24 protein-coding genes are annotated in these 25,785 nt (G+C 71.7%); 13 read left to right on the top strand and 11 right to left on the bottom strand.

Annotated elements, in window-relative coordinates:
• Positions 1–105: 105 nt before the first annotated feature.
• From KJK29_RS01400 to KJK29_RS01380, 5 genes are all read left to right on the top strand, one after another.
• Positions 106–1,227 carry an ROK family protein gene (locus tag KJK29_RS01400; protein WP_215116740.1) on the top strand — a complete coding sequence of 374 codons (1,122 nt, stop codon included), beginning with the start codon at positions 106–108 and terminating at the stop codon, positions 1,225–1,227.
• Between the two features lie 274 nt (positions 1,228–1,501).
• Positions 1,502–2,824 (top strand): ABC transporter substrate-binding protein, encoded by a 1,323-nt coding sequence (locus KJK29_RS01395; RefSeq protein ID WP_215116739.1) that lies wholly within the window; start codon positions 1,502–1,504, stop codon positions 2,822–2,824.
• Positions 2,825–2,955: 131 nt separating this feature from the next.
• On the top strand, positions 2,956–3,867 hold the full coding sequence (locus KJK29_RS01390; RefSeq protein WP_215116738.1) for a carbohydrate ABC transporter permease: 912 nt from the start codon (positions 2,956–2,958) through the stop codon (positions 3,865–3,867).
• Positions 3,864–4,766 (top strand): carbohydrate ABC transporter permease, encoded by a 903-nt coding sequence (locus KJK29_RS01385; RefSeq protein ID WP_215116737.1) that lies wholly within the window; start codon positions 3,864–3,866, stop codon positions 4,764–4,766. Before KJK29_RS01390 ends, KJK29_RS01385 begins: the two co-directional genes overlap by 4 nt.
• A gap of 2 nt (positions 4,767–4,768) precedes the next feature.
• Complete coding sequence (locus KJK29_RS01380) at positions 4,769–6,532, top strand: hypothetical protein (RefSeq protein WP_215116736.1); 1,764 nt, start codon at positions 4,769–4,771, stop codon at positions 6,530–6,532.
• Here KJK29_RS01380 and KJK29_RS01375 read toward each other — a convergent pair.
• Positions 6,483–7,088, bottom strand: coding sequence for a hypothetical protein (locus KJK29_RS01375; RefSeq protein ID WP_215116735.1), 606 nt, complete (start codon positions 7,086–7,088; stop codon positions 6,483–6,485). The two genes, KJK29_RS01380 and KJK29_RS01375, sit on opposite strands and share 50 nt — an antisense overlap.
• A gap of 2 nt (positions 7,089–7,090) precedes the next feature.
• A complete protein-coding gene (locus KJK29_RS01370) occupies positions 7,091–7,747 on the bottom strand; it encodes a nucleoside/nucleotide kinase family protein (protein ID WP_215124105.1) in 657 nt (218 codons plus the stop codon).
• Between the two features lie 227 nt (positions 7,748–7,974).
• Between KJK29_RS01370 and KJK29_RS01365 the strand changes: the two genes are divergently transcribed.
• Positions 7,975–9,483, top strand: a complete 1,509-nt coding sequence (locus KJK29_RS01365; RefSeq protein WP_215116734.1) for a hypothetical protein — start codon at positions 7,975–7,977, stop codon at positions 9,481–9,483.
• An 89-nt stretch (positions 9,484–9,572) separates the two neighbouring features.
• On the top strand, positions 9,573–10,064 hold the full coding sequence (locus KJK29_RS01360) for a DUF5709 domain-containing protein (RefSeq protein ID WP_215124104.1): 492 nt from the start codon (positions 9,573–9,575) through the stop codon (positions 10,062–10,064).
• Between the two features lie 53 nt (positions 10,065–10,117).
• On the opposite strand, the gene KJK29_RS01355 is transcribed toward KJK29_RS01360, so the two are convergent.
• On the bottom strand, positions 10,118–10,324 hold the full coding sequence (locus KJK29_RS01355) for a hypothetical protein (protein ID WP_215116733.1): 207 nt from the start codon (positions 10,322–10,324) through the stop codon (positions 10,118–10,120).
• 218 nt (positions 10,325–10,542) lie between these two features.
• Here KJK29_RS01355 and KJK29_RS01350 point away from each other — a divergent pair, with 218 nt between their 5' ends.
• On the top strand, positions 10,543–10,779 hold the full coding sequence (locus tag KJK29_RS01350; protein ID WP_215116732.1) for a chaplin: 237 nt from the start codon (positions 10,543–10,545) through the stop codon (positions 10,777–10,779).
• Between the two features lie 64 nt (positions 10,780–10,843).
• Here KJK29_RS01350 and KJK29_RS01345 read toward each other — a convergent pair whose 3' ends face one another.
• The gene (locus tag KJK29_RS01345) at positions 10,844–11,953 is read right to left on the bottom strand and encodes a PP2C family protein-serine/threonine phosphatase (protein WP_251057669.1); all 1,110 of its coding nucleotides are present in this window, start codon (positions 11,951–11,953) and stop codon (positions 10,844–10,846) included.
• A 317-nt stretch (positions 11,954–12,270) separates the two neighbouring features.
• Between KJK29_RS01345 and KJK29_RS01340 the strand changes: the two genes are divergently transcribed.
• On the top strand, positions 12,271–13,158 hold the full coding sequence (locus KJK29_RS01340; protein WP_215116731.1) for a GNAT family N-acetyltransferase: 888 nt from the start codon (positions 12,271–12,273) through the stop codon (positions 13,156–13,158).
• 24 nt (positions 13,159–13,182) lie between these two features.
• Here KJK29_RS01340 and KJK29_RS01335 read toward each other — a convergent pair whose 3' ends face one another.
• Positions 13,183–14,067 (bottom strand): Gfo/Idh/MocA family protein, encoded by an 885-nt coding sequence (locus KJK29_RS01335; protein ID WP_215116730.1) that lies wholly within the window; start codon positions 14,065–14,067, stop codon positions 13,183–13,185.
• A 204-nt stretch (positions 14,068–14,271) separates the two neighbouring features.
• Between KJK29_RS01335 and helR the strand changes: the two genes are divergently transcribed.
• Positions 14,272–16,485 carry an RNA polymerase recycling motor ATPase HelR gene (gene helR / locus KJK29_RS01330; RefSeq protein ID WP_215116729.1) on the top strand — a complete coding sequence of 738 codons (2,214 nt, stop codon included), beginning with the start codon at positions 14,272–14,274 and terminating at the stop codon, positions 16,483–16,485.
• 28 nt (positions 16,486–16,513) lie between these two features.
• Here the strand turns inward: helR and KJK29_RS01325 are convergent, their stop codons facing one another.
• Positions 16,514–17,959, bottom strand: a complete 1,446-nt coding sequence (locus tag KJK29_RS01325; protein WP_215116728.1) for a sugar porter family MFS transporter — start codon at positions 17,957–17,959, stop codon at positions 16,514–16,516.
• Between the two features lie 19 nt (positions 17,960–17,978).
• Here KJK29_RS01325 and KJK29_RS01320 point away from each other — a divergent pair, with 19 nt between their 5' ends.
• Complete coding sequence (locus KJK29_RS01320; protein ID WP_370869190.1) at positions 17,979–18,926, top strand: LacI family DNA-binding transcriptional regulator; 948 nt, start codon at positions 17,979–17,981, stop codon at positions 18,924–18,926.
• A gap of 24 nt (positions 18,927–18,950) precedes the next feature.
• On the opposite strand, the gene KJK29_RS01315 is transcribed toward KJK29_RS01320, so the two are convergent.
• Positions 18,951–19,364, bottom strand: a complete 414-nt coding sequence (locus tag KJK29_RS01315) for a VOC family protein (RefSeq protein ID WP_215116727.1) — start codon at positions 19,362–19,364, stop codon at positions 18,951–18,953.
• Between the two features lie 186 nt (positions 19,365–19,550).
• On the opposite strand from KJK29_RS01315, the gene KJK29_RS01310 reads away from it, so the two are divergent.
• The gene (locus KJK29_RS01310; RefSeq protein WP_215116726.1) at positions 19,551–20,402 is read left to right on the top strand and encodes an aldo/keto reductase; all 852 of its coding nucleotides are present in this window, start codon (positions 19,551–19,553) and stop codon (positions 20,400–20,402) included.
• 61 nt (positions 20,403–20,463) lie between these two features.
• On the opposite strand, the gene KJK29_RS01305 is transcribed toward KJK29_RS01310, so the two are convergent.
• A complete protein-coding gene (locus tag KJK29_RS01305) occupies positions 20,464–20,700 on the bottom strand; it encodes a hypothetical protein (RefSeq protein ID WP_215116725.1) in 237 nt (78 codons plus the stop codon).
• 193 nt (positions 20,701–20,893) lie between these two features.
• On the opposite strand from KJK29_RS01305, the gene KJK29_RS01300 reads away from it, so the two are divergent.
• A complete protein-coding gene (locus KJK29_RS01300) occupies positions 20,894–22,615 on the top strand; it encodes a hypothetical protein (protein WP_215116724.1) in 1,722 nt (573 codons plus the stop codon).
• A gap of 76 nt (positions 22,616–22,691) precedes the next feature.
• Here the strand turns inward: KJK29_RS01300 and KJK29_RS01295 are convergent, their stop codons facing one another.
• From KJK29_RS01295 to KJK29_RS01285, 3 genes are all read right to left on the bottom strand, one after another.
• Positions 22,692–23,333, bottom strand: a complete 642-nt coding sequence (locus KJK29_RS01295) for a cutinase family protein (RefSeq protein ID WP_215116723.1) — start codon at positions 23,331–23,333, stop codon at positions 22,692–22,694.
• 149 nt (positions 23,334–23,482) lie between these two features.
• Positions 23,483–24,700, bottom strand: coding sequence for a PucR family transcriptional regulator (locus tag KJK29_RS01290; protein ID WP_215116722.1), 1,218 nt, complete (start codon positions 24,698–24,700; stop codon positions 23,483–23,485).
• A gap of 122 nt (positions 24,701–24,822) precedes the next feature.
• Positions 24,823–25,779: an alpha/beta hydrolase gene (locus tag KJK29_RS01285; protein WP_215116721.1), complete on the bottom strand. Its 957-nt coding sequence runs from the start codon at positions 25,777–25,779 to the stop codon at positions 24,823–24,825.
• Positions 25,780–25,785 lie beyond the last annotated feature (6 nt).

Genomic DNA, 25,785 nt, shown 5'->3' with positions numbered 1-25,785 from the left:
AGGAAGTTAACTAACGAAGTATGGTGCGTCAAGAGGCACGGAAGACCCGATGCCGCGCCACCCTCGCGACCGGCCGGCACGGCCGCAGCACGATCTGGGGAGACCATGCACCTGAGTGAGAGTGCCCGTGTGGTGTTCGACGTACTGGCCGAGGCGGGCACGGCCACCCGCCCCCAGCTCGCGGCCGGTGCGGGCCTTTCCAAGCCGACCGTCTCCGCCGCCGTCGCCGAGCTCGAGGCGGCGGAGCTGGCCGCCCACTCCGGGCGGGCCTCCGGCGGCACCGGCCGCAGCGCCGCCGTCTACCGGCTCGGCCCGGCCGCCGGGGCCGTGCTCGCGGTCGACCTGGGCCCGGCCAGGACCCGGGTGCGCGGCTGCGCCCTGGACGGCACCCTTCTCGCGGAGGACACCGGCTCCCGCCGGGAAGCCGCCGGCACCGTCCGCAAGGTCCTCGGCGCACTGCCCGCAGGTGCCCCGCTGCGGGCCGTCGTCGCGGCCGTCGGCGACGTCACCACGCGCGACGGGGAGGGCGCCGGGGAACGCCCCGCCACCGCCAAGGCCGGACCCGTATTCGACGCCATGGCCGTCGCCCTGCCTGAGGGTGTGCCCGTCCACCTGGAGAACAACGTCAACTGCGCCGCGCTCGCCGAACTGCACGAGGGCGCCGCCGTCGGCCGCGACACCTTCGGCTATCTGCGCATCGGCGTCGGCATCGGTCTCGCCGTCGTCATCGGCGGCCGGGTCCTGCGCGGTGCGAACGGCGCCGCCGGCGAGGTGGCCCGGCTGCCCTACCCCTGGGACGACAGCCGCGCCCCGCACTACGAAGGCCTGGAGCAGCGCATGGGCTCGCGCACCCTGCTCCGCCGGGCGGCCGAGACCTGGCAGGACACCGACGGCCCCCGCCCGCGCACCGCCGAGCGGCTCCTCGCCCTCTCCGCGCAGGGGCACGCCACGGCCCGTGCCGTCCTCGACGCGCACGCCACCGACGTGGGCCGGCTCGCCGCCGCCGTCGTCGCCGTCATGGACCCCGGGCTGATCGTGCTGGGCGGAGCCACCGGCGCCGATCCGCAGCTCCTGCCCGGTGTGCGGGCCGAGCTGGCCCGGCTGAGCTGGCCCACCGAGGTGGTCAACAGCGTGGTGGGGGACACCGGCACGGTCGCGGGCGCCGCCAAGCTGGCGGTCGCACATGGAATTCAAACCGTGACCGGAGCGGTGCTGGCGAAGCATTGACGGCTGCGCCATCGGTCTGCCAATGTCCGGACAAGCGCTTTCTGAGTCGGCCGGGACGCCGACTCCGGGTGAGCCTCCCGTCCGTACGCGAAGTACGGCAGCCGCACGAGGGCGTGCTCGTGCGACGTCGGCCGACATGGCCGGGGACCCCACCCGTCAAGGCGTCGCGGCCGGGCGAGGCCGTGCCCCCGGAAAGCGAAATTTCCTGCAAAATGCACCCGTGCCGCCTCGGCTGGCGCCGTGCTTCTTCCGCTACGACGAAAAGGGACTGAAGATGACCAGTCTGGGTGTGCGGCGCTCTCGCCGAATCGGCCGCGGTGGCATACGCCGCGTTGTTCCCCTCGCTGCCGTGGCGACGGCGGGCGCCCTCCTGCTCTCCGCCTGCGGGTCGGAATCCGACTCGGGCGGGACCTCCAAGTCGCTGACGTTCTGGATCTCCACGGTTCCGGGCCAGGACGCGGGCTGGAAGAAGATGGTGGCGCAGTACAAGAAGGAAACCGGCGTCAAGGTCAACCTCGTCAACATCCCCTACGACGGTTACGACGCGAAGCTGCGCAACGCCGCGCAGGCGAACTCCCTGCCCGACGTGGCGGCGGTGCCGAAGCTGGACCCGATCTGGGCGAACAAGCTGATCGACCTCGGCTCCATCGCCAACAAGAAGAGCAACAAGATCAACAAGAACTTCATCGCCAAGGACTCGTCCGGGAAGGTGCTGTCCATCCCCTCGGACATCACCGCGTCCGGCCTGTTCATCAACGAGACGCTGTTCAAGAAGGCCGGCGTCTCCGTCCCGGCCTCGCCTGAGAAGACCTGGACCTGGACCGAATTCATCAAGGCGGCGAACAAGGTCCGGGAGAAGACCGGCGCCAAGTACTCCCTCACGTTCGACCAGTCGCCCTCCCGGCTCCGCGCCATGGTGTACGAGCTCGGCGGGAAGTACGTCCACGCGGACTCCTCCGGCAAGTTCTCGGTGGACGCCGCGACCAAGAAGGCCGTGAAGACCTTCGTCGAGATGAACGACGACAAGACCATGCCGAAGTCGGTGTGGACCAGCGGCGCCGACCCGTCGGCCATGTTCCAGAGCGGTGACGTGGTCGCCTACTGGTCCGGCGTGTGGCAGGTGCCCGCCTTCGCGGAGAGCATCAAGAAGTTCGACTGGGCGAGCGTCCCGACTCCCGCCGAGCCGGTGCAGGCCAGTGACGTCAACAGCGGCGGCATGACGGTGGGCTTCAACAACAACGCCGCCGCGGCCGACGCCGCGACGAAGTTCCTGTCCTGGCTGTACGAGCCGGCCCACTACCAGGCGCTGTGCGAGGCGTCCGGGTTCCTGCCCGTCGAGAGCGGTCTGAGCCCGAAGTACCCCTTCAAGTCCGAGGCGGCGCAGGCGGCGTTCAAGCTGTACAACGAGTCGATCCCGCTGTACGCCCCGATCTCCGGCTACTTCAACACCGCGCAGACGAACTGGGTGCTGAAGGGCAAGAGCCTCACCGAGGACCCGACCAAGACGGAGCTCGGCAAGGCGATCAACGGCCAGCAGTCGGTCGACAAGGCGCTGGACAACATCGTGGCCGGCTACAACCAGCAGGTCGGCGGCTGAGCGCAGGCCGACGGGCCAGGGCGGCGGGGTCGAGACTCCGCCGCCCGGCCTCGGGCCCCCGTGATGCCGGGCTCATGGTCTGAGTGGTCTGAGCCCACCGGAACCCCCTTCACCAGCACGGAGTCAGGAAGATGACCAAAAGCGCCTCGGACGTGTCCGTGAGCCCGCCCAGGAGACGCAGTAAGTACACCCTCGCGCCGCTCGTCCTCATCGCGGCCAGCGTCGTGCTCTTCGCGCTGTTCTTCATATGGCCGGCGGTGATCGGGCTCGTCTACTCCTTCACGAACTACACGGGCGTAGGGGCGTTCCAGTTCGTCGGACTGGACAACTACAGCACCCTGTTCGGGGACTCCATCTTCTTCGACGCGCTGACCCGGACGCTGCTGTACACCGTGCTCTTCGTTCCGCTGAACTTCGTGCTCTCGCTGCTCATCGCCAACGTGCTGGTGAGCAAGCACGCCAAGGGCGTGTCGGTCGCCCGCGTCTTCTTCTTCATCCCGTGGCTGCTGTCGCCCATCGTCGTGGGTGTCCTGTGGCGGTGGCTGTTCGGTGAGAACTTCGGACTGGTCAACTACCTCATCGAGAAGGTCGGCGGCAGCGCCGTGCCGTGGCAGTCGAACGCGGACCTGTCGCTGATCGTGGTGGTGGTGGCCGCGTCCTGGGCCTGGACGGGCTTCTCGATGCTGCTGTTCATCGCGGCGATCAAGAACGTACCGACGTCGTACTACGAGGCGGCCGCGCTCGACGGCGCCGGTCCTTGGCGCCAGTTCGTCAGCATCACACTGCCGAGCATCGCGCCCACCTCCTTCATCGTCATCCTGCTCAACACGATCCACGGGATGAAGGAATATCCGCTGTTCGCCTCCCTCAACAACGGCGGACCCGGAACGTCGAACAACCTGCTGGTCCAGTACATCTACCAGACCGGCTTCAAATCGGGCCAGATCGGCTACGCGAGCGCCGCGTCGTTCGTGCTCATGCTCATCCTGATGGCCGTCGCGATCATCCAGCTGATGGTCAACCGGCGGGTGGAGAACCGATGACAACCACAGACATGCCACGCAAGGTCGACTCCGCGCACGGACGGGCTGTTTCCAGGAAGCGGCCCGGTAGCGCGGCCGGTGGTGGGCTTCGGCGCGCGATTCCCGCGACGACACTGCTGTGGGTCCTGGCGGCCCTCTACGGGTTGCCGGTGCTGTGGTTCGTCCTCAGCTCCTTCAAACCGGCCGGAGACCTGTTCTCCCTTCCGCTGACGCTGTTCCCGCACGACCCCACCGTGTCGGGATACAAGGCGGCGTGGGACAGCGCCAACTTCTCCCAGTACTTCATCAACTCGACCATCGTGTGTGTGATCGCGACGATCCTCACGGTGGGAGTGAGCTGCTGCACCGGGTACGCGCTGGCCAAGTACGACAACAAGTGGCTCAAGGTCTTCTTCGTCGGCATCCTGGCCACCACGATGCTGCCGGGCGAGGTCATGCTCGCCCCGCAGTTCCTGGTGGTCCGCGACCTCGGCCTCTACAACTCGCTCGCCGGCATCATCCTCCCGGCCGTGCTCACCGCGACCGGCTGCTTCATGTTCCGCCAGTTCTTCCTGACGGTCCCCGACGAGCTCATCGAGGCCGCCCGCATCGACGGCGCCCGTGAACTGTCGATCTTCCTGCGGATCATGGTGCCGATCTCCCGGCCCATCATGCTGACGCTCGCCATCCTGTCGTTCCAGTGGCGGTGGAACGACTACATCTGGCCGCTGCTGATGCTCAACGACCCCGAGAAGTTCACCGTGCAGATCGGCATCCAGAGCCTCGTCGGGGCGCAGAACATCAACTGGTCGGTGGTGCTCGGCGGATCGGTCATCTCCATGATCCCGCTGATCGTCGTCTTCCTGGTGTTCCAGCGCTACGTCATGAACGCCGACATCAACGCCGGACTGAAGGACTGACCTTGCCCACCCCGCTCGACCACGAGTTCGTCCGCGCGGCGGCCCGCGCCGCCGACCGGTCGGTCGCCCCCCTGGCGGCCGACCCCGACGAGGAACCCGCCGGTCTGCCCCACCGCGCTCTGGCGCGCCGGGTGAAGACCCTCGTCGCGGCGTACCGGTCCCCGGACTCGGCACTGCACGGCAGCGGAGGGGCCGTCGCGGCGGCGACGACCCACCTCCGCGCCCTGCGGGCCACGCAGACATCGACCGGCCTCTTCGCCGGCGGCGACAACGTGCAGTCACCGCCGGACTCCGGGTTCACCGTCAACGACGTGTGCGACGCGCACGTCCTCGCCGCGGGCGCGGGGCCGGAACTGCACGACGTGACGGCGGCGCTCGCCGAGATCGCCGGCGCCGCCTCCGGCAGCCTCCTGACCGGCGGGGTGCACACCCCGAACCACCGCTGGGAGCTGTCCGCGGCGCTTGCCCGGCTGCACCGGTCGTTCCCCGACGACCGGCTGCTCGCCCGCATCGAGGAGTGGCTCTCCGAAGGCGTCGACATCGACGCGGAGGGCCTGTACTCGGAACGCAGCGCCAACTACGCGGCCCATGTGTCCAACCCGTCGCTGCTGCTCCTGGCCGAGGTGCTCGGCCGCACCGACCTGCTGGACGCCGTCGAACGCAATCTCGCCACCACCCTGGACCTGATCAGGCCGGACGGCACGGTGGAGACCGTCCTCTCGCGACGGCAGGACCAGAAGCACCCGTTCCCGCTGGCGCCCTACCTGCCGCACTATCGGCTGCTCGCGATCCGCACCGGCCGGGGCGACTTCGCCCGGGCGGCACGGCTGGCGGCCGCCGGCGGCATCGACGACCCCGACCTGCTCGCCGAGACCCTCCTCACCCCGGACCTGTGCCGCGTGCTGCCGGAACCGGACGCGGAGACACTCCCGCGCGACCGGTACCTCACCACCGCGCGCCTCGCCGCCCGCGCCTCGGCCACCGCGCACACGGTGGTGTACGGCGGCTCCGACGTGCCCGAGCACCGGCGCATCCGCTCGGGCCTCGCCTGCAACCCCACCTTCCTGCGCCTGTTCGCCGGTGACGCGGTCCTCGACGCGGTCCGCCTCTCGCGGGGATTCTTCGACCTGGGCCCGTTCCGCGCCGCCGGCATGGAACAGCCCGCCGACCACCGGTATCGGCTCACCGAAACCCTCACGGCCGCCTACTACCAGCCGCTGCCGCCGGACCTGCGCCGGGACGACGCCGCCTACCGGATGGCGGACGAGGGACGCTTCTCGGCCGCGATGGCCTTCCCGGAGCGGCCCCGGGACGAGGTCTCGCACACGACCCGCGTCGAGGTGGACCTGAGGGACGACGGCGCCGACCTGCGGATCGACATCAGCGGACCACGGGTGCCCTGGGCCCTCGAACTGACCTTCCGGCCCGGTGGAGTGCCGGAGGGCGCCGTACCGCTCGGCGACGGGCGCTGGTGCCTGACGACCGGGCCGATGACCTACCGGGTCGGTGACGACGAGATCCGGATCGAGGCCGACGTCGAGGCGGGCGAACCGCTGGCCGGGCCGGAGCGGAGCGACGTACTGCGGTACGACCCGGGGCAGGACTACACCGTGGTGGGCGGCACCGACGCGACGACCGGGAACCGCGTCTACATCGGCGGACTCGGCCCGCACACCCTGACCGTCGCACTGCGCGCCCACCGGCCCGGCCCCGGCATCACAGGGGCAGGCCGACCAGACCCCACCCCCGCCGTTCGGTCTCGGTGACCACCACGCCCCACTCGCGCAGCAGCACCGAGAACTCGTCGAAGTTCTCGATCCACCGACCGGGGCGTGTGGGATGCACGCGGAAGGGCTCGCGCAGGCTTTCCAGCATGGGCTCGACTCGTGCCCAGTGGCCGGCCAGGGTGGAGACGGTCGGTGGCGGGCAGGCGAGCAGCAGCCGGGGGCGCCAAGGGGTGGGGTCCCCGGCAAACAGGGCGGAGACCGTATCGTCCTCGGTTCCTTCGTCCCAGATCAGTTCCCGCAGGAAGCCGTCCAAGTGCTCACGCGGCTCCGGGGCCGCGTGCCTCCGTATGTCCTCCCATGCCTGCCCAGCCCAGAAGTGGGGCTTGTAGGAGCCGCTGGTGCTGTGGAACTCATACCGGCCGCACCACGGGACGTTCGACGCGGCCGGCCACACCCAGCCCTCCTGAAGGTCCGCGTCCCAGTCGAGGTCGTCGTCGGGCGCGGCGGCGTCGGTGAGCCGCGCGTACCTCTCCTCGAACGGCGTCCGCTCGAGCCGCTCCCAGTCGACCGCCAGCACCGTGATGTCCAAACCCATGGTCACGTCTCCACACGCGGCAGCGCCGACTCCGGCACCACCAGGTCGGCCCGTGCCCGGGTCGTGGCGACCAGTTCGGCGTTGGGCTGGTCCGAGCGCGACACCCACGCGACCGCCCCCTCGTGGGACTTGCCGAACTGCTCGTGACGAGCGATGAGTCGGCGGACGCGCTCCCGCTCGGGGAGTTCGCAGAACCACACCTCGTCGAGCCCGTGGCGGACCCGGGCCCAGGCGCCGGTTTCCAGGAGCAGGTAATTGCCCTCGGTGACGACGAGCCGGGCCGTCGGCGGCACCGGGATCGCCCCCGCGAGCGGCTGCTCCAGGACGCGCTCGAAGCCGGGCGCGTACACCACCTCGTCGTCCGTCCCCTCCCGCAGCCGCCCCAGCAGGGCCGCGTACCCGGCCGCGTCGAACGTGTCGGGCGCGCCCTTGCGGTCTCTGCGGCCGAGCCGCTCCAGTTCGGTGTCGGCGAGGTGGAAGCCGTCCATGGGGACGTGCGCGACCCAGGGTTCGCCGGATCCGTTCAGTTCCCGCACCAGGTGCTCGGCGAGCGTCGACTTGCCCGCGCCGGGGCTGCCCGCGATACCGAGGATCGTGCGCCGGCCGCCTCGGGAGAGGGCGCGGGCACGGTGGACGAGGTCGTCGAAGGTGAGCGGCACACCGCAGAGTGTGTCACCCGGCGCCCGGGCCAAAGCCATCCAGGCCTGCCCCTTCGACCTTGACGGCGTCGTCTCTGATGCTCCATCACCCGCACCATGCCCCGCACGCCCACTGACGTTCACTTCGCGTCAGGCACTTGGCCGTATTCCGCCCTGCGTTCCCTCACACCGCGGGTTAGTTTTTCCGTGTTTGTCAGTTTATGTGACACAAGGGCAAGGGGCGGAACATGACCATCGGCTCGAGCGCCATCCTGGTTCGCAGGCGAAGACGCGAACCGACGGCCGGGCCGGGCGCGCCCCTCGGGGTCCGGGGGAACCGGGCGCTCGCCGCGGTGGCGGTCGTCTTCGCGCTGGCCCAACTCGCCCTGGTCCAGCCCGTCCTGGGTCTCGGCTGGGACGAGATCGTCTACGTCAGCCAGGTTACCCCCCACACCCCCGCGGCCTTCTTCAGCGCACCGCGCTCCCGGGGCGTCTCGCTGCTCGTGGCGCCCGTGGCGTCCTGGTCGACATCCGTGCCGCTGCTGCGCGTCTACCTCGCCTTGCTGTCCGGCCTCGCCCTCTACCTGGCCCTGCGCGCCTGGCGGGGGCTGTTCCCGACCCGTGTCCTGGTCGTCGGCGGCGCCCTCTTCGCCTCCCTGTGGGTCACCCTCTTCTACGGCCCGCAGGCCATGCCCAACTACTGGGTCGCGATCGGAGCCCTGATCTGCGTGGGCTGCTTCCTGCGAGCCCGGCGGGAACCTTCCGCCCGAGCGGCCCTGTGGGGCGTCGCCGCCGGCGCCGCGCTCATGGCGTGGATGCGGCCCACCGACGCGGTCTACGTCACCGTGCCGCTGCTCGTCCTCGCGCTGGTGCGCCGCCATCGGCGCCTGCTCCTCACCCTCCTGGCGGGCCTCGCCGCGGGCGCCGTCCCGTGGGTGATCGAGGCGTACGTGGGCTACGGCGGTCTGGGGGAGCGCCTGGCGGAAGCCTCCCGCATCCAGGGCGGTCTCGGCTGGCACATCGCCGTCGACGACCAGCTCCGCAGCCTGGGCGGCCGGGCCCTGTGCCGGCCGTGCACCGGGCCGATGCCCAACCCCCTGGTCGTCATCTGGTGGTTCGTCCTGCCCGTACTGGCCGGCCTCGGACTGCTCGTCGCGGCCCGGGCCCGGCGCCTGGGACGGACCCTCGTCCCGCTGGCCTGCGCCGCCACGGCCGCCCTGCCGTACCTCTTCATGATCGGCTACGCGGCGCCCCGCTTCCTCACCCCCACCTACGCCCTGCTCGCGCTCCCGGTCGCCGACGCCCTGTGGCACCTGGTCAAGGCCCCGGGCGGGAAGTGGCGCCCGGTGGCCGCGACCCTGGTCGCGCTCGGCCTGGCCGGGCATCTGGCGGCACAGCTCGCCGTCCTGAACGGCGCCGTGTCCCGCAACACCGAAAACCGCCGCGACTGGGACCGCACCGCCACCGCGCTGCACCGGCTCGGCGTCCGCCCGCCCTGTCTGCTCACCGGCCACGAGGCCATCCCGATCGGCTACTACACCGGCTGCTCCTCGGGCGCGACCTCCGGCAACAACGAGAACACCACCCCGGGCGCCGTCCTGCGCACCGCCGACCGTCTCCCGGTCGCCCACATCGCACCGGCCGGCGGCACCCCGCCCCGCTACGCCCGCGCCTGGCCCGTCCACCGGATCTCGGACCTGGACGTCCGCGTCGCACCCGCGCCCGCCGCGGGACAGGGTGCCGGCCGCCGAGGTTAGAGCCCGCGTATCGGGAAACGCGGAACGGGCACATGAGACCGACGAGTCGACGCAGCGACAGGGAGGCAGAAGTGATGGGCACGCAACCCATGCGCCCCGAACCGATGGCGGACGACGCGTACCAGCCCACCGGGACCAACGAGGAGCAGGCGGACGCCGCGCCGCTGGATCTGCAGGACGCCGTCGGTGAGCGGACCTACGACGACACTCTCGACGAGGGCTACTCCCCGCCGGAGAAGCCGCTCGGAGTCACCAAGACGGGCACCACCGCCGCCGAGCAGCACGAGGGCGAGACCCTCGACGAGCGGCTGTCCCAGGAGGTCCCCGACGTGTCGGCCGAGCCGGCCGGGGACGGCGTGGGCGACAGCCCCGACAGCGACGGCGAACCGGTGGACCCGCAGGCGGGCACCGCCCGTGCCGGCCGTCTGGTCGCCCCGGACGAGGGAGCCCACGCCGACACCACGAGGGAGACCGTCGCGACCGACATCGGCATCGACGGCGGAGCGGCCGGCGCGGAGGAGGCCGCCGTGCACGTGGTGGAGGACGACAGCACCCTGCCCGGGGACGACGACAGGGCGTGAACCGCCAGCGGCCCCAAGTCGGCCCCCTCGGCGTCCGCCGAGGGGGCCGTCGGTTACGGAAGCAGCTTCTCGAGCGCGGCGGGCCCCTCGGCCGCCAGCTTGCGCTTGGCCCATTCGAGGTTGTGCGGGGTGAGGTCCTTGCCCGAAGCGAGGACGAGGTCCTCCGGCGACACGTCGGTGCCGGTGCGGGCGTGGAGCAGGCGGTCCGGGGTGGCGCGGTCCTCGGGCGGCCGGGACGCGGGGGGCTGTGACGTCGACATGTTCTCTGCTCCTAGGGTCCGGATCGCTGGGGGCGGCCCCGGTGCTGAAAAACGGGTCCGCTATCACCATTCCCCGCGGGAGCGCGGCGTGCATCCGGAGGGCGTGGTTCCGGCCCGGAGAAACCCCTGTCCCCGTTCGGACGCCCACCGATGTCGCGGCGCCGCACCCCGGGCGACGGTGGAGACACGTGTCCCCACCGAATGACAGGAGCTCTCCCATGCGCACACGTATGACCGCCGCGTTCGGCCTGGCCTGCGCCGCCCTGCTGGCCTGTGCCGGTACGGCCAGCGCCGACGCGGAGGCCGAGGCCATCGCCGTCGGCAGCCCCGGCGTCCTTTCCGGCAACGTCGTACAGATCCCCATCGACATCGATGCCAATATCTGCGGCAACTCGGTCAACTTCATCGGCGCGTTCAACCCCGCCATCGGCAACAAGTGCTCGATCGAGGACTGATCCACCGGTCGTACGGCCCGCCGGCGGCGGCCCGCGCTGTTTCGCGGGCCGCTGTCGGCCGCCGTCAGGGCCCGGCCTGCGGACGGGGCGCGAGCACGAGCATCGTGACGTCGTCCCGCACGTCCGGGCAGTGCCGTACGAGGTCGGCCCACACCCGCTCGGCCAGGGCGGCCGGCTCCTCCCCGGCGAAGCCCGGCAGCCGCTCGGCCAGCGGGTAGAAGACCCCGTCGGCGTCCCTGGCCTCGGTGACCCCGTCGGACGCCAGGAAGAGCAGGTCACCGGCGCGCAGCCGCACCGAGACCACCCGGGGCGGAGCCGCGTCGGCGAGTCCGAGACCGAGCGGTGTGCACGGCTCGATGTCCAGCTCCATGGCCCGCCCGTCGCGCAGCAGCAGCGGCCCCGCCTGCCCGCACGCCACGATCCGCACCACCCCGGCGTCGGCGGAGAAACCGAGCAGCACCGCCGTCGCGAACAACTCGGCGTGCGGCACTCCCGCCGAGTCCACCACCAGCCTCCGGTCGAGCCGGGCCGCCACCGCCGCCGGATCCGGCTGGTCCAGCACCGCCTCCCGGAACGCCCCCAGCAGCGACGCGACCGTGGCGACGGCCGAGAGACCGTGTCCCTGGACATCGCCCATGACCGCCCGGACGCCGTAGGGACCCGCCCGTACGTCGAAGAAGTCGCCCCCGACCAGCGTCCCGCTCTGCGCGGCCCGGTACAGCCCCGCACACCGCACCGGCCCGACCCGCTCCCGCAGCGGCGGCACGACGGCCCGCTGCGCGGCCTCGGCGACAGCCCTTTCGGTGACCAGCTGCGCGTCACGCCGACTGCGGACGAACGACAGCAGCACACTCAGCACCGCCACGAAGCACACGGTCAGTAAATCGGTGCTGCCCGGGTCGTTCAGGCTGAAGACCGGGATGGTCAGCACGACCACCACCAGAGCGCCCAGCACGGCCGTCGCCACCGGCCCGTGCGCGAGCACGGCCAGCGGCGGGATGGCACCCAGCAGAAAGCCGATGTCGAGCGGCTCCGGACTGATCAGCTCCGCCGCGCACACCCCCGCCAGCAGCGCGGACGGCAGCACCCGCGCCCAGCCCGGCGGGGGCGCGCCGCGCAGCCAGCCGCGCCGGTCCCGGTCCCGGCGCGACAGCCGGCCGCGCACACTGCTCACACCACCACGCTGCTACGCCCGACCGGGCGCCGCACGCCGGGCCCGCACGGACGCCCCACGGCCGGCCGCAAGGGCGCGAGCCCCGGCCGGGCGTCGTCGTCGGTCAGGCCCGGGGGCCACTCGAGCCGAGCCGATAATTCGGTGGACGGTCCGCCGGTGGCCCCGTAGCGTGTGGCGCGCCACGCCCCGAGACCCGTGGAAGGAGGGCAGAGCCGTGCAGTTCACACCGTTCCAGCGCTCCCTGCTCCCCGTCCCCGGCGTGTCTCGACCGACCTGACCGGGAGCGCTCCTCGCAGCACGCTTCCCGGAGGAAGTCCATGACCGACGTGGTCATCCGCGCGCTCGACGCGAGCGACGCCGAACTCTTCGACACCCTGCCCGACCCGCTGGGCGCCCGTGAGGTGCACCAGCGGACCCTGCACCGCCCCGACTGGAAGCGGGTGGCCCTGCGCGACGGCGAGGTCGTCGCCCGCGGTGCCTGGTGGGGCGGACCCGACGACACCGAGCCCCTCAGCCTCAACTGGTTCGACGTGGCGGAAGGCGAGGAGGAAGCGGGCGCCGCACTCCTGCGCACCGCGCCCTGGCAGGTGGAACTCGAACTGAACCTGCCCGTCGGCTGGCGCGACACCCCGGCCCTGCGCACCGCCGCCGAGACCCGCTTCACCGCCGCACGAAACGCAGGCTACGAGCTCCTGGTCGAACGCCTGCAGTACCGCTGGACCCCCGAGCACGGCCTGCCCGAACGCCCCGGCCGCCTGGTGTTCCGCCCCGAACCGGACGACGCCGTGTTCTTCGACGCGCTGCGCCGGATCCACGCCGTCACCCTGGACGCGCACGCGCTGAAGGCCATCGAGGAGGGCGGACTCGACCGGGCGGCCCAGGAGGAACTCGACTTCTTCCACTGGTGCCCCTCGCCACGCGCATGGTGGCAGGTCGCCTACACCCCGGAGGGCGAGCCGGCCGGCATCCACATCCCGGCCCACAACCCGTCGGGCCCCTGCATCGGCTTCATCGGGGTCCTGCCGGACCAGCGGGGCCGCGGCTACGCCTACGACCTCCTGGTCGAGTGCACCCGCTTCCTGGTCGAACAGGGCGCGGAGTTCGTCGCCGCGGCCACGGACCAGGGGAACTTCCCCATGGCCGCGAACTTCGCCAAGGCCGGGTACCCGGTGGTCAAGGAACGGCTCAACTTCCACCCGGTGTAGGCAGGTGTTCGGCGGCGACGCGCACTAGCGTGCGCCGCCGTTCAGCAGGTCGTCGGCCGCCGTGAGGATCTCCGTGACACGGAGGCCGAAGGCCGCGTCGCAGGCGTGCGGACGACCGGTGCGGGCCGCGGTGAGCAGGGCGTCCGCGGCCCGCATCAGGGCGGGCACCGCTCCGTCGGAGCTCTCCGGCAGGACGGCGACCCCGGCCTCTCCCCGCAACTCCACCGCGGCACCGGCGGCGGCGGGCGGGGCTGTCAGGCTCAGGGTGAGGGTGCTCGATGCGCCGACGGCATGGTCGAGGACGACATGCACCGTGTCCCCGGGACCGTAGGCGGCGGCCGTCACGCGCCGTACGTCGCCGAGTACCGGCAGCAGCACGGACAGGGCGTGCGGCCCGACGTCCCACAGGGCGCCCTTCTCCCGCCGCCACGGCGTCGCGAAGGGGCTCTCGCTGGTGAACACCGCCCCGAGCCACTGCGCCCGCCCCGTGAACCAGCCCGGCACTCCCGCCTGTTCGGCGATCCACGCCTCCGGCTCCGGCTGGAAGCGGGTCGTGAAGAACACGACCGAGGCGACCCCCGCCTCCTCGACGGCCTCGACCACGGCCCGCCCCTGCTCCACCGTCGGCGCGAGAGGCTTGTCGAGCAGCAGATGGCACCCGGCCCGGGCCGCCCGCGCGGCCAGGTCCGCCTGCACCTGGGGAGGCAGCGCCACGGCGACCGCGTCCACATCGGCGAACAGTTCGTCGGCGTCGTCGTACGCGCGCACGCCGTGCAGCTCGGCCAGCTCCTTCGCGGCCTCGGGACGGCGGCCCCACACACCGGCGAAGTCCAGCTTTCCGTGCCGGCTCAGTGCGGGTGCGTGGGCCATCTGCGCCCACGGTCCGGTGCCCAGCAGTCCTATCCGCATACCGCCGCCTCTCCACGGTGCCTGAACGAAGAGAGTGCCACAGGGAATGGACCGACGACCGGGAGGGCCGGACAAAAAGAAAGGCAAGGAGCTGTCTCCTTGCCACTCTCAACTTATAGCGCACAGGGGGTCTTGCGGCAAGGCCCCCTCCATGCCGCAAACTGTCCGGCCTAAGCCCAGGACCTGCGCAAACGGGAGCATGACGTGACCCCCCTGACCACGAGCGCGTTCGCTCTTCCCGACCGCCTCGCCCACAAGGCCGACCCCGCGCTGATCGCCGGGGACGAGCGGCACTTCGCCGCCGTCGCCGCGTGCCTGGAGCAGTCGATCGCCGAGGTGTCCGGCCGGCTGGAGGCCGAGCGCCGGGCACCCGGCGGCACGGGCCGGCAGGCGATGGACCGGGACGCGGAGATCCACCGGCTCACCGGCCGGCTGCGCACACTGCGCCGCTTCGGACTGGACCTGTGCCTCGGGCACATGGTCGGCGCCGACGACTCCGATCCCGTGTACGTGGGACGCCTCGGCCTCACGGACGGCGAGGGCCGCCGGCTCCTGGTCGACTGGCGTTCCCCCGCCGCCGAGCCCTTCTTCGGAGCCACCCACGCCGACCCCATGGGCCTGGCCAGCCGCCGCCGATACCGCTGGACCGGCGGCCGGATCGGCGACTACTGGGACGAGGTGTTCACCGCGGACGGCATCTCCGGGCACGCCGCGCTCGACGACCAGTCCGCCTTCATCGCCAGCCTGGGCACCGACCGCTCGCCCCGGATGCGGGACGTGCTCGGCACCATCCAGGCCGACCAGGACGCCATCATCCGCGCGGGCTCCCGCGGCGCCCTCGTCGTCGACGGCGGCCCGGGCACCGGCAAGACCGTCGTCGCCCTGCACCGCTCCGCCTACCTCCTCTACTCCGACCCGCGCCTCGGACAGCACCGCCGGGGCAGCGTGCTCTTCGTCGGCCCGCACCGGCCCTACCTGTCCTACGTCTCCGACGTCCTGCCCGGCCTCGGCGAGGAGGGCGTACAGACCTGCGTCCTGCGGGACCTCGTCGACGAGGGAGCCACGGCCGGGACCGAGACCGACCCGGACGTGGCCCGCCTGAAGTCGACCGCGGACATGGTGAGGGCCATCGAGAAGGCCGTCGCGTTCTACGAGGAGCCGCCCACCGAGCCGATGACCGTCACGACCCACTGGAACGACGTCCACCTCGGCGCCCGCGACTGGGCCGTGGCCTTCGCGGCGGCGGAACCCGGCACCCCGCACAACGAGGCGCGTGAGCAGGTCTGGGAGGAACTGCTCACGATCATCGAGGACAAGCACGACGGCGACGTGTCGACGGACCTCCTGCGCAGATCGCTGTCGCGGAACAGGGAACTGCTCACGGCCTTCAATCGCGCCTGGCCGCTGCTCGAAGCGACCGACCTCGTGTCGGACCTGTGGTCGGTGCCCGCCTATCTGCGGATGTGCGCGCCCTGGCTGAGCCGCGACGAGGTCCGCACGCTGCAGCGCGCGGACGCCCGGGCCTGGACGGTCTCCGACCTGCCGATCCTGGACGCCGCACGGCAGCGGCTCGGCGACCCGGAGGCGGCCAGGCGGGGGCGCCGGAACAAGGCCGTCCTCGCCGGCCAGCGCGAGCACATGGCGCGGGTCGTCGACACCCTGATCGAGGCCACGGCCAACTCGGGCGCCGACGGTGACGAGGGCGAAGGCCTGGTGTCCATGCTGCGCGGCGAGGACGCCCAGGTCAGCCTGGTCAACGAGGCCGAACTGACCACCGTCGAACCGGACGTGCTCACCGGCCCCTTCGCGCACATCGTCGTGGACGAGGCCCAGGAACTGACCGACGCGGAATGGCAGATGCTGCTGCTGCGCTGCCCGTCCCGGAGCTTCACCATCGTCGGGGACCGCGCCCAGGCCCGGCACGGCTTCACGGAGTCATGGCGGGAGCGGCTGGAACGGGTCGGGTTCGGCAGGATCGACCTGGCTTCCCTGAGCATCAACTACCGCACGCCGGAGGAGATCATGACGGAGGCCGAGCCGGTCATCCGCACCGTGCTCCCGGACGCCAACGTGCCGACCTCCATCCGCAGCGGCGGCGTCCCCGTCGTCCACGGAGCCGCCGCGGAGCTGCACTCGGTCCTCGACACCTGGCTGGCCGCCCACGCCGAGGGGATCGCCTGTGTCATCGGCGATCCCGCGTTCCGGCCCTCTTCCTCCCGCGTCCGGTCGCTGACCCCGGAGCTGTCGAAGGGGCTGGAGTTCGATCTGGTCGTCCTCGTCGACCCGGAGGACTTCGGCACCGGCGTCGAAGGAGCGGTCGACCGCTATGTCGCGATGACCAGGGCCACCCGGCAGCTCGTCGTCCTCACGACCCCGGTTCCTACGCGGCGAGCTCCTTCCGCATCCGGTCGGGCATGAACGCCGAAGGTGTCCCAGTCGACCTCGCTCAGGAAAAGCGCGCCCGAAGCTCCGCCTCGAGGGTCTCGAGGGTGCGGCCCCTGGTCTCGGGGACGTACAGCTTCACGAAGGTGAGGGAGAGCAGGCCCGCCACCACGAACAGGAAGAAGGTGCTGGATATCCCGATGCCGGAGACCAGGGACGGGAAGACCAGGCCGATCACGAAGTTGGTCAGCCACAGCACCACGGCCGCGACCCCCATGCCGAAGCCGCGCATCCGCATCGGGAAGATCTCCGACAGCATCAGCCAGGTCACCGGCGAGATCGCGCCCTGCTGGAAGGCGAGGAAGGTGACCGTCATGGCGAGCACCGCGAACGCCCGCGGATCACCGGAGGGCAGCACGAGGGAGAACACGCCGATCAGCAACAGGGCGACGGTCGTGCCGAGCTGGCCGGTCATCAGCATCGGGCGGCGGTCGACCCGCCCGAGCAGCCAGATGCCGACGAAGGTGGCCAGCACCGAGATCACACCGTTGGCGATGTTCGCCGTCAGCGCGCTGTCGGCGGTGAAACCGGCGTCGGTGAGGATCTGCGTGCCGTAGTACATGATCGTGTTGACGCCGGTGATCTGCTGCACGATCGCGATGCCGAACCCGACGAACATCAGCTTGCGCACCCACGGTGTGCTCTTGATGTCCTGCCAGCCGCCGAGCTTCTCCCGCTCGTCCTTGACGGCGAGCGCGGAGACCTCCTTCAGCTCGGCCTCGGCCCGGGCCTGGGACCGCACCTGCTTGAGGACGTCGAGGGCCTCGCCGAAGCGGCTCTGGGAGGCCAGCCAGCGCGGGCTCTCCGGCATCACCAGCATCCCGAACCAGAGCACCACCGCCGGCAGGGTGGCGATGACCAGCATCCAGCGCCACACACCGCCGGACTCGCCGCCGAGCCGCGCGATGATCGCGTTGGACGTGAACGCCAGCAGCTGACCGGAGACGATCATCAGCTCGTTCCGGGTGACGAGAGCACCGCGCCGCTCGGCGGGCGACACCTCCGCGAGATACACCGGCACGGTCACCGAGGCGCCGCCGACCGCGAGACCGAGCACGAACCGCGCCACGATCATCACCTCGGTCGTCGGGGCGAGCGTGCAGCCGAGCGCGCCGACGAAGAACAGCACGGCCAGCAGCAGGATGTTGTGCCGCCTTCCGCGCGCGTCCGACAACCGGCCGCCGGTCACCGCGCCCAGCGCGGCACCCAGCAGCAGCGAGCTGGTGACCATGCCCTCGGTGACCGGGGTCAGGCCGAGGTCGTCGGTCATATAGGGCAGGGCGCCGTTGATGACGCCCGTGTCGTAGCCGAAGAGCAGACCGCCGAACGTGGCGATGATGGTGATCATCCGCAGCCGCCGGGAGACCGCGGGCGGGCTCTCGTCCGCGACGCCGCCGGCCGGGGCCGGGGCCGGGTTCGAGGCTGCTGTCGTGTCATCCCTGACGTCCATGGCCGCTCCTTACCTGTCGATGGCCGGGCGGAGGGTACCCGAGAGACCGACGCGAAAGATTGCGCGGGTCCTGCGCGTGGCCGACGAGATCGGTTACCGGCCCGACAGCGCGGCCCGGCTGCCGGCCCGCGGCCGCAGTCGCACGCTCGGCGTGATGTTCGCCGTGCACCAGACCTTCCACACGGATCTCATCACCGGCATCTGTCCCGAGGCCGAGCGGCTCGGATACGACGTCCCGCTCTCCGGCGCCACCCAGGGGCGCAGCGAGGCCAAGGCGGTCGAGGCGCTGCTCAGCCACCGCTGCGAGGCGGTGATCCTGCTCGGCCCGGACGCCCAGCCCGAATACCTCGGCGAACTCGGGCAGCGCACGCTCACGGTCTCGGTCAGCCGCCGCGTGCCCCAGGCCCATGTCGACTTCGTCCATTCCGCCGAGGGCAAGGGCGTCCGGCAGGCCATGGACCATCTGGTGGAGCTGGGGCACCGCCGGATCGTGCACATCGACGGCGGACGCGGTCCCGGTTCGGCGGAGCGGCGGCGTGCCTACCGCGCCGCGATGCGCCGCCACGGCCTGGAGGCCGAGGCCCGGGTGATTCCCGGCCGTCACACCGAGGGCTCCGGTGTCGAGACCGGCCTGCTGCTCCTGGCCGAGCGCGACAGCGGGCAGCCGCTGCCGACGGCGGTCCTCGCCGGCAACGACCGCTGCGCGATGGGCCTGCTGATGTCCCTCACCCGGGCGGGCATCGAGGTGCCGCGCGATCTGTCCGTCGTCGGCCACGACGACAGCCACCTCTCCCATCTGACGCCGATCGGCCTGACCACGGTCCGTCAGGATGCGACCCGGATGGCCGAACACGCCGTCCGCTTCGCCGTCGAGCGACTGGAGGACGGGGAACCGCAGCCGCGCGAGGCGGTGCTGGACCCGAAGCCGGTGATACGGGGGACGAGCGGCCCGGCGCGGACGGAGTAGCCGGCTTGCCCCGGCCGGTCCCGCTCAGCTCTCCGTTCTGCCGATGTTGACCATCCACGGGGTGCCGAAGCGGTCCGTACACATGCCGAACTCGTCGCCCCACATCTGCTTCTCCAGCGGCACCGACACCGAGCCGTTCTCCGACAGCTTCTCCCAGTAGCCGCGCAGCTCGGCGTCGTCGTCGCCGCTCAGACTCACGGAGAAGGGGTTGCCCGGCGCGGACTCCATACCGGGCGGGTTGTCGGCGCCCATCAGGGTGAAGCCGCTGGTGGTCTCCAGCATGCCGTGCATGATCTTGTCGGCGTTCGGGGCGTCCGCCTGGCCGAAGTCGCCATAGCTGTTGAGGGTGAGGCTGCCGCCGAAGACCTCCTTGTAGAACTCCATCGCCTGCCGGGCTTCGCCGTTGAAGGTGAGGTACGGATTGAGGCGCGTGACCATGTGAACCTCCCGGAGGGACAAAAGGGTCATGTGCGCGCAGCGTAGCGCCGGGCACTGACAACGGCTCGCCGAGCGCGCCGCGCAGGGGGCGGGGGAGCGGGGCGCGGGGCGGGTGCCGAAAAGCCGCGGTGGTCGGCAACCGAGTTGTTAGCGTTGGCCTTTGAGCGGAGGGGGCGGCGACAGCTCATGACATCGACCATGTTCCGCATCGGCGGGGATCTGGACGTGCGCCGGCTCGGTTTCGGAGCCATGCATCTGCCGACCGAGCCCGGGCCCGACCGGGAGAACGCCCTCGCGGTCGCCCGGCGGGCCGTGGAGCTGGGCGTCACCCTGATCGACACGGCGCATCTGTACGGCGAGGGAGCCAACGAGGAACTGCTCGCCGAGGCGCTGCACCCCTACCCGGAGGGGCTGCTGATCACCACCAAGGTCGGTGTCGCGCGGACCGGCCCGGGCGGCGAGTGGAAGTACGACGGACGGCCCGGGATCCTGCGCGCCCAGGTCGAGCAGGCGCTGCGCCGGCTGCGGGTCGAGCGGATCGAACTGCTCCAGCTGCACCGGATCGACCCCGACACACCGCTCGCCGACCAGCTCGGCACGCTGCGGGAGCTGCAGACCGAGGGCCTGGTCGGACGGATCGGGCTGTCGGAGGTCACCGTCGCCGAGCTGGCCGAGGCGCGGCAGATCGTCGACGTCGTGAGCGTGCAGAACCGCTACAACCTCCTCGACCGGGAGCACGAGCCCGTACTCGCGGCATGCGCGGCGGCCGGTATCGCCTTCCTGCCGTGGCGGCCCGTGGCGTGGGGGAAGGCGGGGGCCCAGGCCGAGATCGCCGCCGTGGCGGCCGACCTCGGGGCCACACCCACGCAGGTCGCGCTCGCCTGGCTCCTCGACCGCGCACCGGTCGTCCTGCCGATCCCCGGTACGGCCCGGATCGAGCACCTGGAGGAGAACCTCGCCGCGGCGGACCTCGCCCTGACGCCCGCCCAGCGCGACCGGCTGGCCGAGGGGGCAGAGGCGGAACCAGGGTCGGACTAGGCGGAGTGCTGTCCGAAATCCGGGCCGTCCGGGGCAGTGCCTTCAGGTATCGCCCCGAAGCTCACGCCTCGTCGGACCCGGGCTCCCCGCTGTTCCAGTCGTACGGGCCTCCGCCGCGCCACTCGATCAGCTCGGTGTCGTCGACGGCCGTGTCATGGGTGGGCAGGCCCTCGCGGTGCAGGAGGTCCAGCACGTCGAACAGGCTGTAGGCGACGCCCATGCGCTCGCCGTGGATGGTCACCAGCCGTCCGCCGTCCGACGCGGGCGGCTGCACGACCACGGGGGGTTGACCGTCCATAGCCCCACCATGCTCCCGAAAACGCCGTTTCGCAGCTCGGCCTGGACCATTCGCGGGACGAACCGGTACGGACCGGGGTCCCGAGGTCTCGATGCCGGGTGCGCTGTGCGCCGGTGACAAGGCGCGACCGGGAAACTGAATTCTCGTCAGCACCCCCTGAGGGCCCTCCCGCCACCGCCCTAGCGTCCGTGGCATGGACATGAACCGCAGGAGCAGAGGGAAGTGGCGCGGTGCCGCGCTCGCGGTACTGCTGACCGCCGGGACACTCACGGCCGCCGCCCCGGGCGCCCGGGCCGACGGGGCGCGAACCGAGACGCCGGTCGCGTCGACGTCCCCCGTCACCGGGGTGACCGAGTCGGTCGTACGGGTGAAGGTGCCGCTGCCGGAGTCGGCCGGGCCTCGTCCGGCCGCGTGTGACTGGCTGTCGTATCTGCGCTACCGCTCGGCAGGCGGGCCCGCCGAGTCGGCCGGCGCGGACCGGATCCTCATCGCCCAGCCCGGCATCCTGGAAGGTGCCGGGGCGTTCGACAGCGTCGCCCGCAACACCGTGGCCAGGGCCGCCGAGCAGGGCGCGCCCATCGAGTTCTGGGCGCTGGACCGGCGCTCCAACTGTCTGGAGGACCACACCGGCATCGCCTCCGGCGACCAGCACAGCGCCGTCGACTACTACTACCGGGGCAAGCAGGTCGACGGCCGGACCTTCGGCGGCTACGCGGGCAACGGAGAACTGGGCTGGATGGCGAAGCTCGGGATCGAGCAGACCGTACGGGACCAGTACGACCTGCTCACCGCCGAGTTGCCCGACCAGGCGCAGCGCAAGCGGAAGGTGCTGTGCGGCGGGCACTCGCTGGGCGGTGTCGTCACCGGGTACTTCGCCGCCGCCGACTTCGACGGAAACCGGGCCACCACGGCGGACGCCGGGTACAACCAGTGCGCCGGCTACTTCGCCCTCGACACCACCGTCTCCACGTCGCTCGCCGACCTCAGCGGCAACCTGCCCGACGACACCAACCTGCCCGACATCGGCCTCGGTTACGGCGTCGTCCAGGCCGGACTGGACAGCGGACTGCTGTCTCGCACGCTGTCCGCGCCGGTGCTGCTCAACCCCGAGACCATGATGCTGCTCGGCATCGCGGGCCTCGGCGCCCTCAACGATCTGGAGGGTGAGGCCGACCTGCCGAGCTATCTGCCCTCCAACCTCAACATCGAGGCCACCAACCGCTTCCTGTTCGCCAAGGACACCGCCGCGTTCCTCAGCGGCTCGCCGTCCGTGAAGGACTTCCGGCTCACCAACGGGGCGGTGCTCGGGGCGCTGCTGGACGACAACTCCGTACCGCTGGCGTTCCTGCAGACCAGCGTCGGCTTCTTCGACGGCGGGCCCATCGCCGACAAGAGCTTCCCCGTCGCCAACGGCGGTGCGCAGCAGCCCGGTCTCTACGGCACCGCGTACAAGGCCATCCCGGACCGGCCCGAGGGCCCCCTCTACACCTGGCGCAACTACGACCGCGTCGGCGACCCCGACGACCCCGGCTACCGGTCGGCCGACGGCACCCCGTTCACCGGTGCGGGCGAGGAGGTCACCGACATTCGGCAACTGGCCCGCAGCCTCGCCGAGCAGCCGCTGGACTTCACCGAGCAGTACTTCCCGACCAAGCTGGTCACGGACATCCAGCTCTCCACCTCGCCGCAGGTGAAGAAGCTCGTCGTCCATCCGGGCGGGCTCACCGCCAACCCGGTGCTCACCGTCCTCGCCGGTGAGGGACTGCTGGCCGGCCGGGTGCCGCCGGAGCTGCACCCCGTGGTCGCCGACGGCTATCAGCACCTCGACGTGCTGACCGCCGCGCCCACGCAGAACGACGGCGGTCCCGAGATCGTCTCCACCAGCCTCGCCGGGTTCGCCCGGTCACCCCGCTAGACACCGGAAACGGGGCCCGGGAGGAGATCCTCCCGGGCCCCTTGATGTGCCGGTGAGGCTCAGAGCCTGGCCTGCCTCAGAGCCTGGCCGCGGCGAACGTGGCGGCCGCGTCGGCGTCGTCGCGGTAGCTCAGATGCGCCCCGACGTCACCCCCGCCGTTCTCGCAGACGGGGTCGCCCTGGGCGCAGAGGTCCAGGGTGCGGCTCTGGTAGGTGCCGGTGACGCTCTTGCCGAGGGCCCGGATCGGGTTGCCGAACAGCAGCACCGCCGCGACCTTCGGCTCGACCGCGGCGGGCAGTGTGGCCACGATGGGGCTGCCGACGACCGCGCCCGCGCTGCTGATGCCGATCGAGTTGTCGACGACGTTCGCGCCCTGCGAATAGCCGACGAGAACGAACTTCTGGTTCGGGCAGGCGGCGGCCTGGCTCTTCACATGGTTCACCAGGTCCAGATTGCCCTGCGCCGCCGACGTCGGGGAGAGGTCGGCTGGATAGTTCACCTTGTAGCTGGTCAGGTTTTTGCCCGCTGCTTTCTTCTGCAGCGCGGAAAGCACCGGGTCGCCGACGATGAAGCCGAGCGTCCCGGGCTCGAAGGTGCCGCGTGCCGAGACGAGTTCCACGTCGGAGCAGGCCGCGGCCGAGGCCGGGGGAGCCGAGAGGGTGGCGAGCCCGGCCCCGCCGGCCAGCGAGAGCGCGGCGAGACACAAACGGATACGCATGGGGGATCCTCCGCGTGTGAGGCGCGTGAAGCGCCTGCGAAAAAGGACGGCCCGAACGTATTCGCTTTCGCCTGCCGGGAGTTATGGACGGGATTATGGAATCCCCGCTGTTTTTTGTCGCCGATTGAGTACGACGCCGAATGCGGCAGTCAGTTCTGCGGTGTGTGCAGCGATTCCGCGCGCAACGCGAGAATGAGATCGAGGCGGGTGCCCGGATCGTGCAGGGCGTCCCCGAACAGCTTCTCCAGCTGGCGCAGGCGGTAGCGGACCGTCTGCGGGTGGATGTGCAGCCGCGCGGCCACGTCCGGCACATTGCTGCCGCTGAGCAGCCAGGCCAGCAGTGTCTCGGCGAGCCGCTCGCGCTGCCCCGCCGATACCGCGTCGAGCGGCGCCATGACCCGCGCCTGAAGCCGCTCCAGCAGCGGCTCGTCGCCGTACAGCAGCAGGGTCGACAGATGGTCGGAGCAGTGCTCCACGCCCTGGCGGGGCAGGATGCCACGCCCCATCAGCCCGAGCGCCCTGGTGGCCAGGCGCAGCGATCGCGCCGCCTCCGTGACCGCCACCGTCGGGCCGATCGCGGCGGGCCGGCCGCGCAGGGCGAGCGTGAACGCCCGGCCGAAGCGGCCCGAGCCGTCCGGGTCGGGCACCAGCATGCGCGGCGGCCGGGACTCCATGTCCACCAGCGCGCCCGCCGCCGCCAGCGGCCGGTCCTCCTCCCGCCGGTCCGGCGCCGCCGCGAGCGCCACCACGGCGACCGTCCGGGGCACCGGCCAGCGCGCGCCGTGGGCCAGATCCTGCACGGCCTCCAGCGCCACCGGACCGTCCTCCAGCAGCAGGTCCAGCAACCGCCTGCGGCGCCGCTCCAGCTCGTCGGTGCTGCGCAGCTGGGCCTCCGCGTAGCCGGCCGCTGCCGCCTGGGCGACCTCGTGCACGGTCCGGAACGCCAGCTCACCGAGCGCGGCGACGACGGTGGAGTCGAGGCCCAGCTGCTCCGCAGTGGAGCCCATCAGCCGCCAGGCGTGCAGTCCGCCCACCCGCAGCGCGGACTGCAACGCGTCCAGGCTGCGGCCCTCCAGAGCCTCGCCGCGCCCCAGTTCGTAGTACGTCGCCGCGATCGCGCCCCCGTCATCGCGCGGATCGGCGATGTGGTCGACGAACAGGGTGAGCGCCTGCACCACCCCGGACCGCAGATTCCTGCGGTACGTCCCGTCGGCGGGACGCGCGTACTCGGGAACCTGACGGCAGACCTCTTCCTCCACCAGGTCGGCGACGGCGGCCAGTTGGGCGCGCAGCAGCTCCGCGAGCTCGGGCGGCACCGGCGGCGTGCCGGGACGGTCCGGCACGCCGTGCGGGGTGGGCACGGCCATCACGGACACTCCTTTCGACCGGAAGCGGCTCACCCGCGGGCTGTTGCCGGTGGGACGAGCGGGAAGTCCTGTGTTGGACGGACGTCCCCTCCGCTCCGTTCCGTGCCCCGACGGCACCCCCGTCACTCCGGCACGCCCAGTGCGGGGGCGAGCATCGGCCACGAGGCGGTGAACTCCCGCTTCCAGTAGGGCCAGTCGTGTCCTCCTCCCGAGTAGAAGTGCGTGGTGGCCCGGATGCCCAGCAGGGCCAGCGCCCCGGCGAAGCCCTGGGCCGAGGGCCACAGGGCGCTCTCCAGCACCCCGGGCAGCGGATCGCCGCTGCCCGGGCCCACTCCGCTGCCCTGCGAGACGTACAGGGCGGTGCCGCGCAGCCCGGTGGCGCGGGTCCGCGGGTTGAAGTCGCGCCAGGTCAGGGCGTTGAGCAGCGGATGACCCCACAGGGACTGGGCCGGCAGGTTCTCCCGGGCCACGATGGCGTCCATGATGGCGGGAACACCGGGGGCGGTGGTGTCGAGGATGCCGCTGTAGGAGGCCGCGGCCTTGAACGCGCCAGGGTGGCGGGCCGCGTGGGCCATCGCGCCGTAGCCGCCGGTGGAGACCCCGGCGACCGCCTGCACTCCGGAGGCCCGGTAGTCCCGGGCGAGCAGCGCCGGCACCTCCTCGACCTGGAAGGTCTCGTAGTCGGGGCCGCCGCGCCACACCGTGGGGATGCCGGTGGGGCCCGCGTCCGGCATCGCCACGATCAGGCCGCGGTCCTCGGTGAAGGCCTCGATGTCCGTCTCGCGGGTCCAGGACGTGTAGTCGTCGTGAGCGCCGTGCAGCAGATACAGCACGGGGTACCTCCGCTCCGGCCGCGTACCGAAGTCCGACGGCAGGATCAGCCGGACGGGCGCGCTGCGGCCGAGTGCGGCGGAGGGCACGGACACGTCCAGCGTGCGCGGCCCGAGCCGGGTGGCCGCCCCGGCACGGGCCGTGCCGCTCGCGGCCCCGAACAGTGCGGCGAGACCGGCGGCGGCCGTCGCTCTGGCGACGGTGCGCCGGGACACTCCGGCGGCGGGCTTCGGCGACAGGTCGGACATGGCGGC

The organism is Streptomyces koelreuteriae (genome assembly GCF_018604545.1).
GTDB lineage: Bacteria > Actinomycetota > Actinomycetes > Streptomycetales > Streptomycetaceae > Streptomyces > Streptomyces koelreuteriae.
This window is presented reverse-complemented; position numbering and strand designations above follow the sequence as displayed.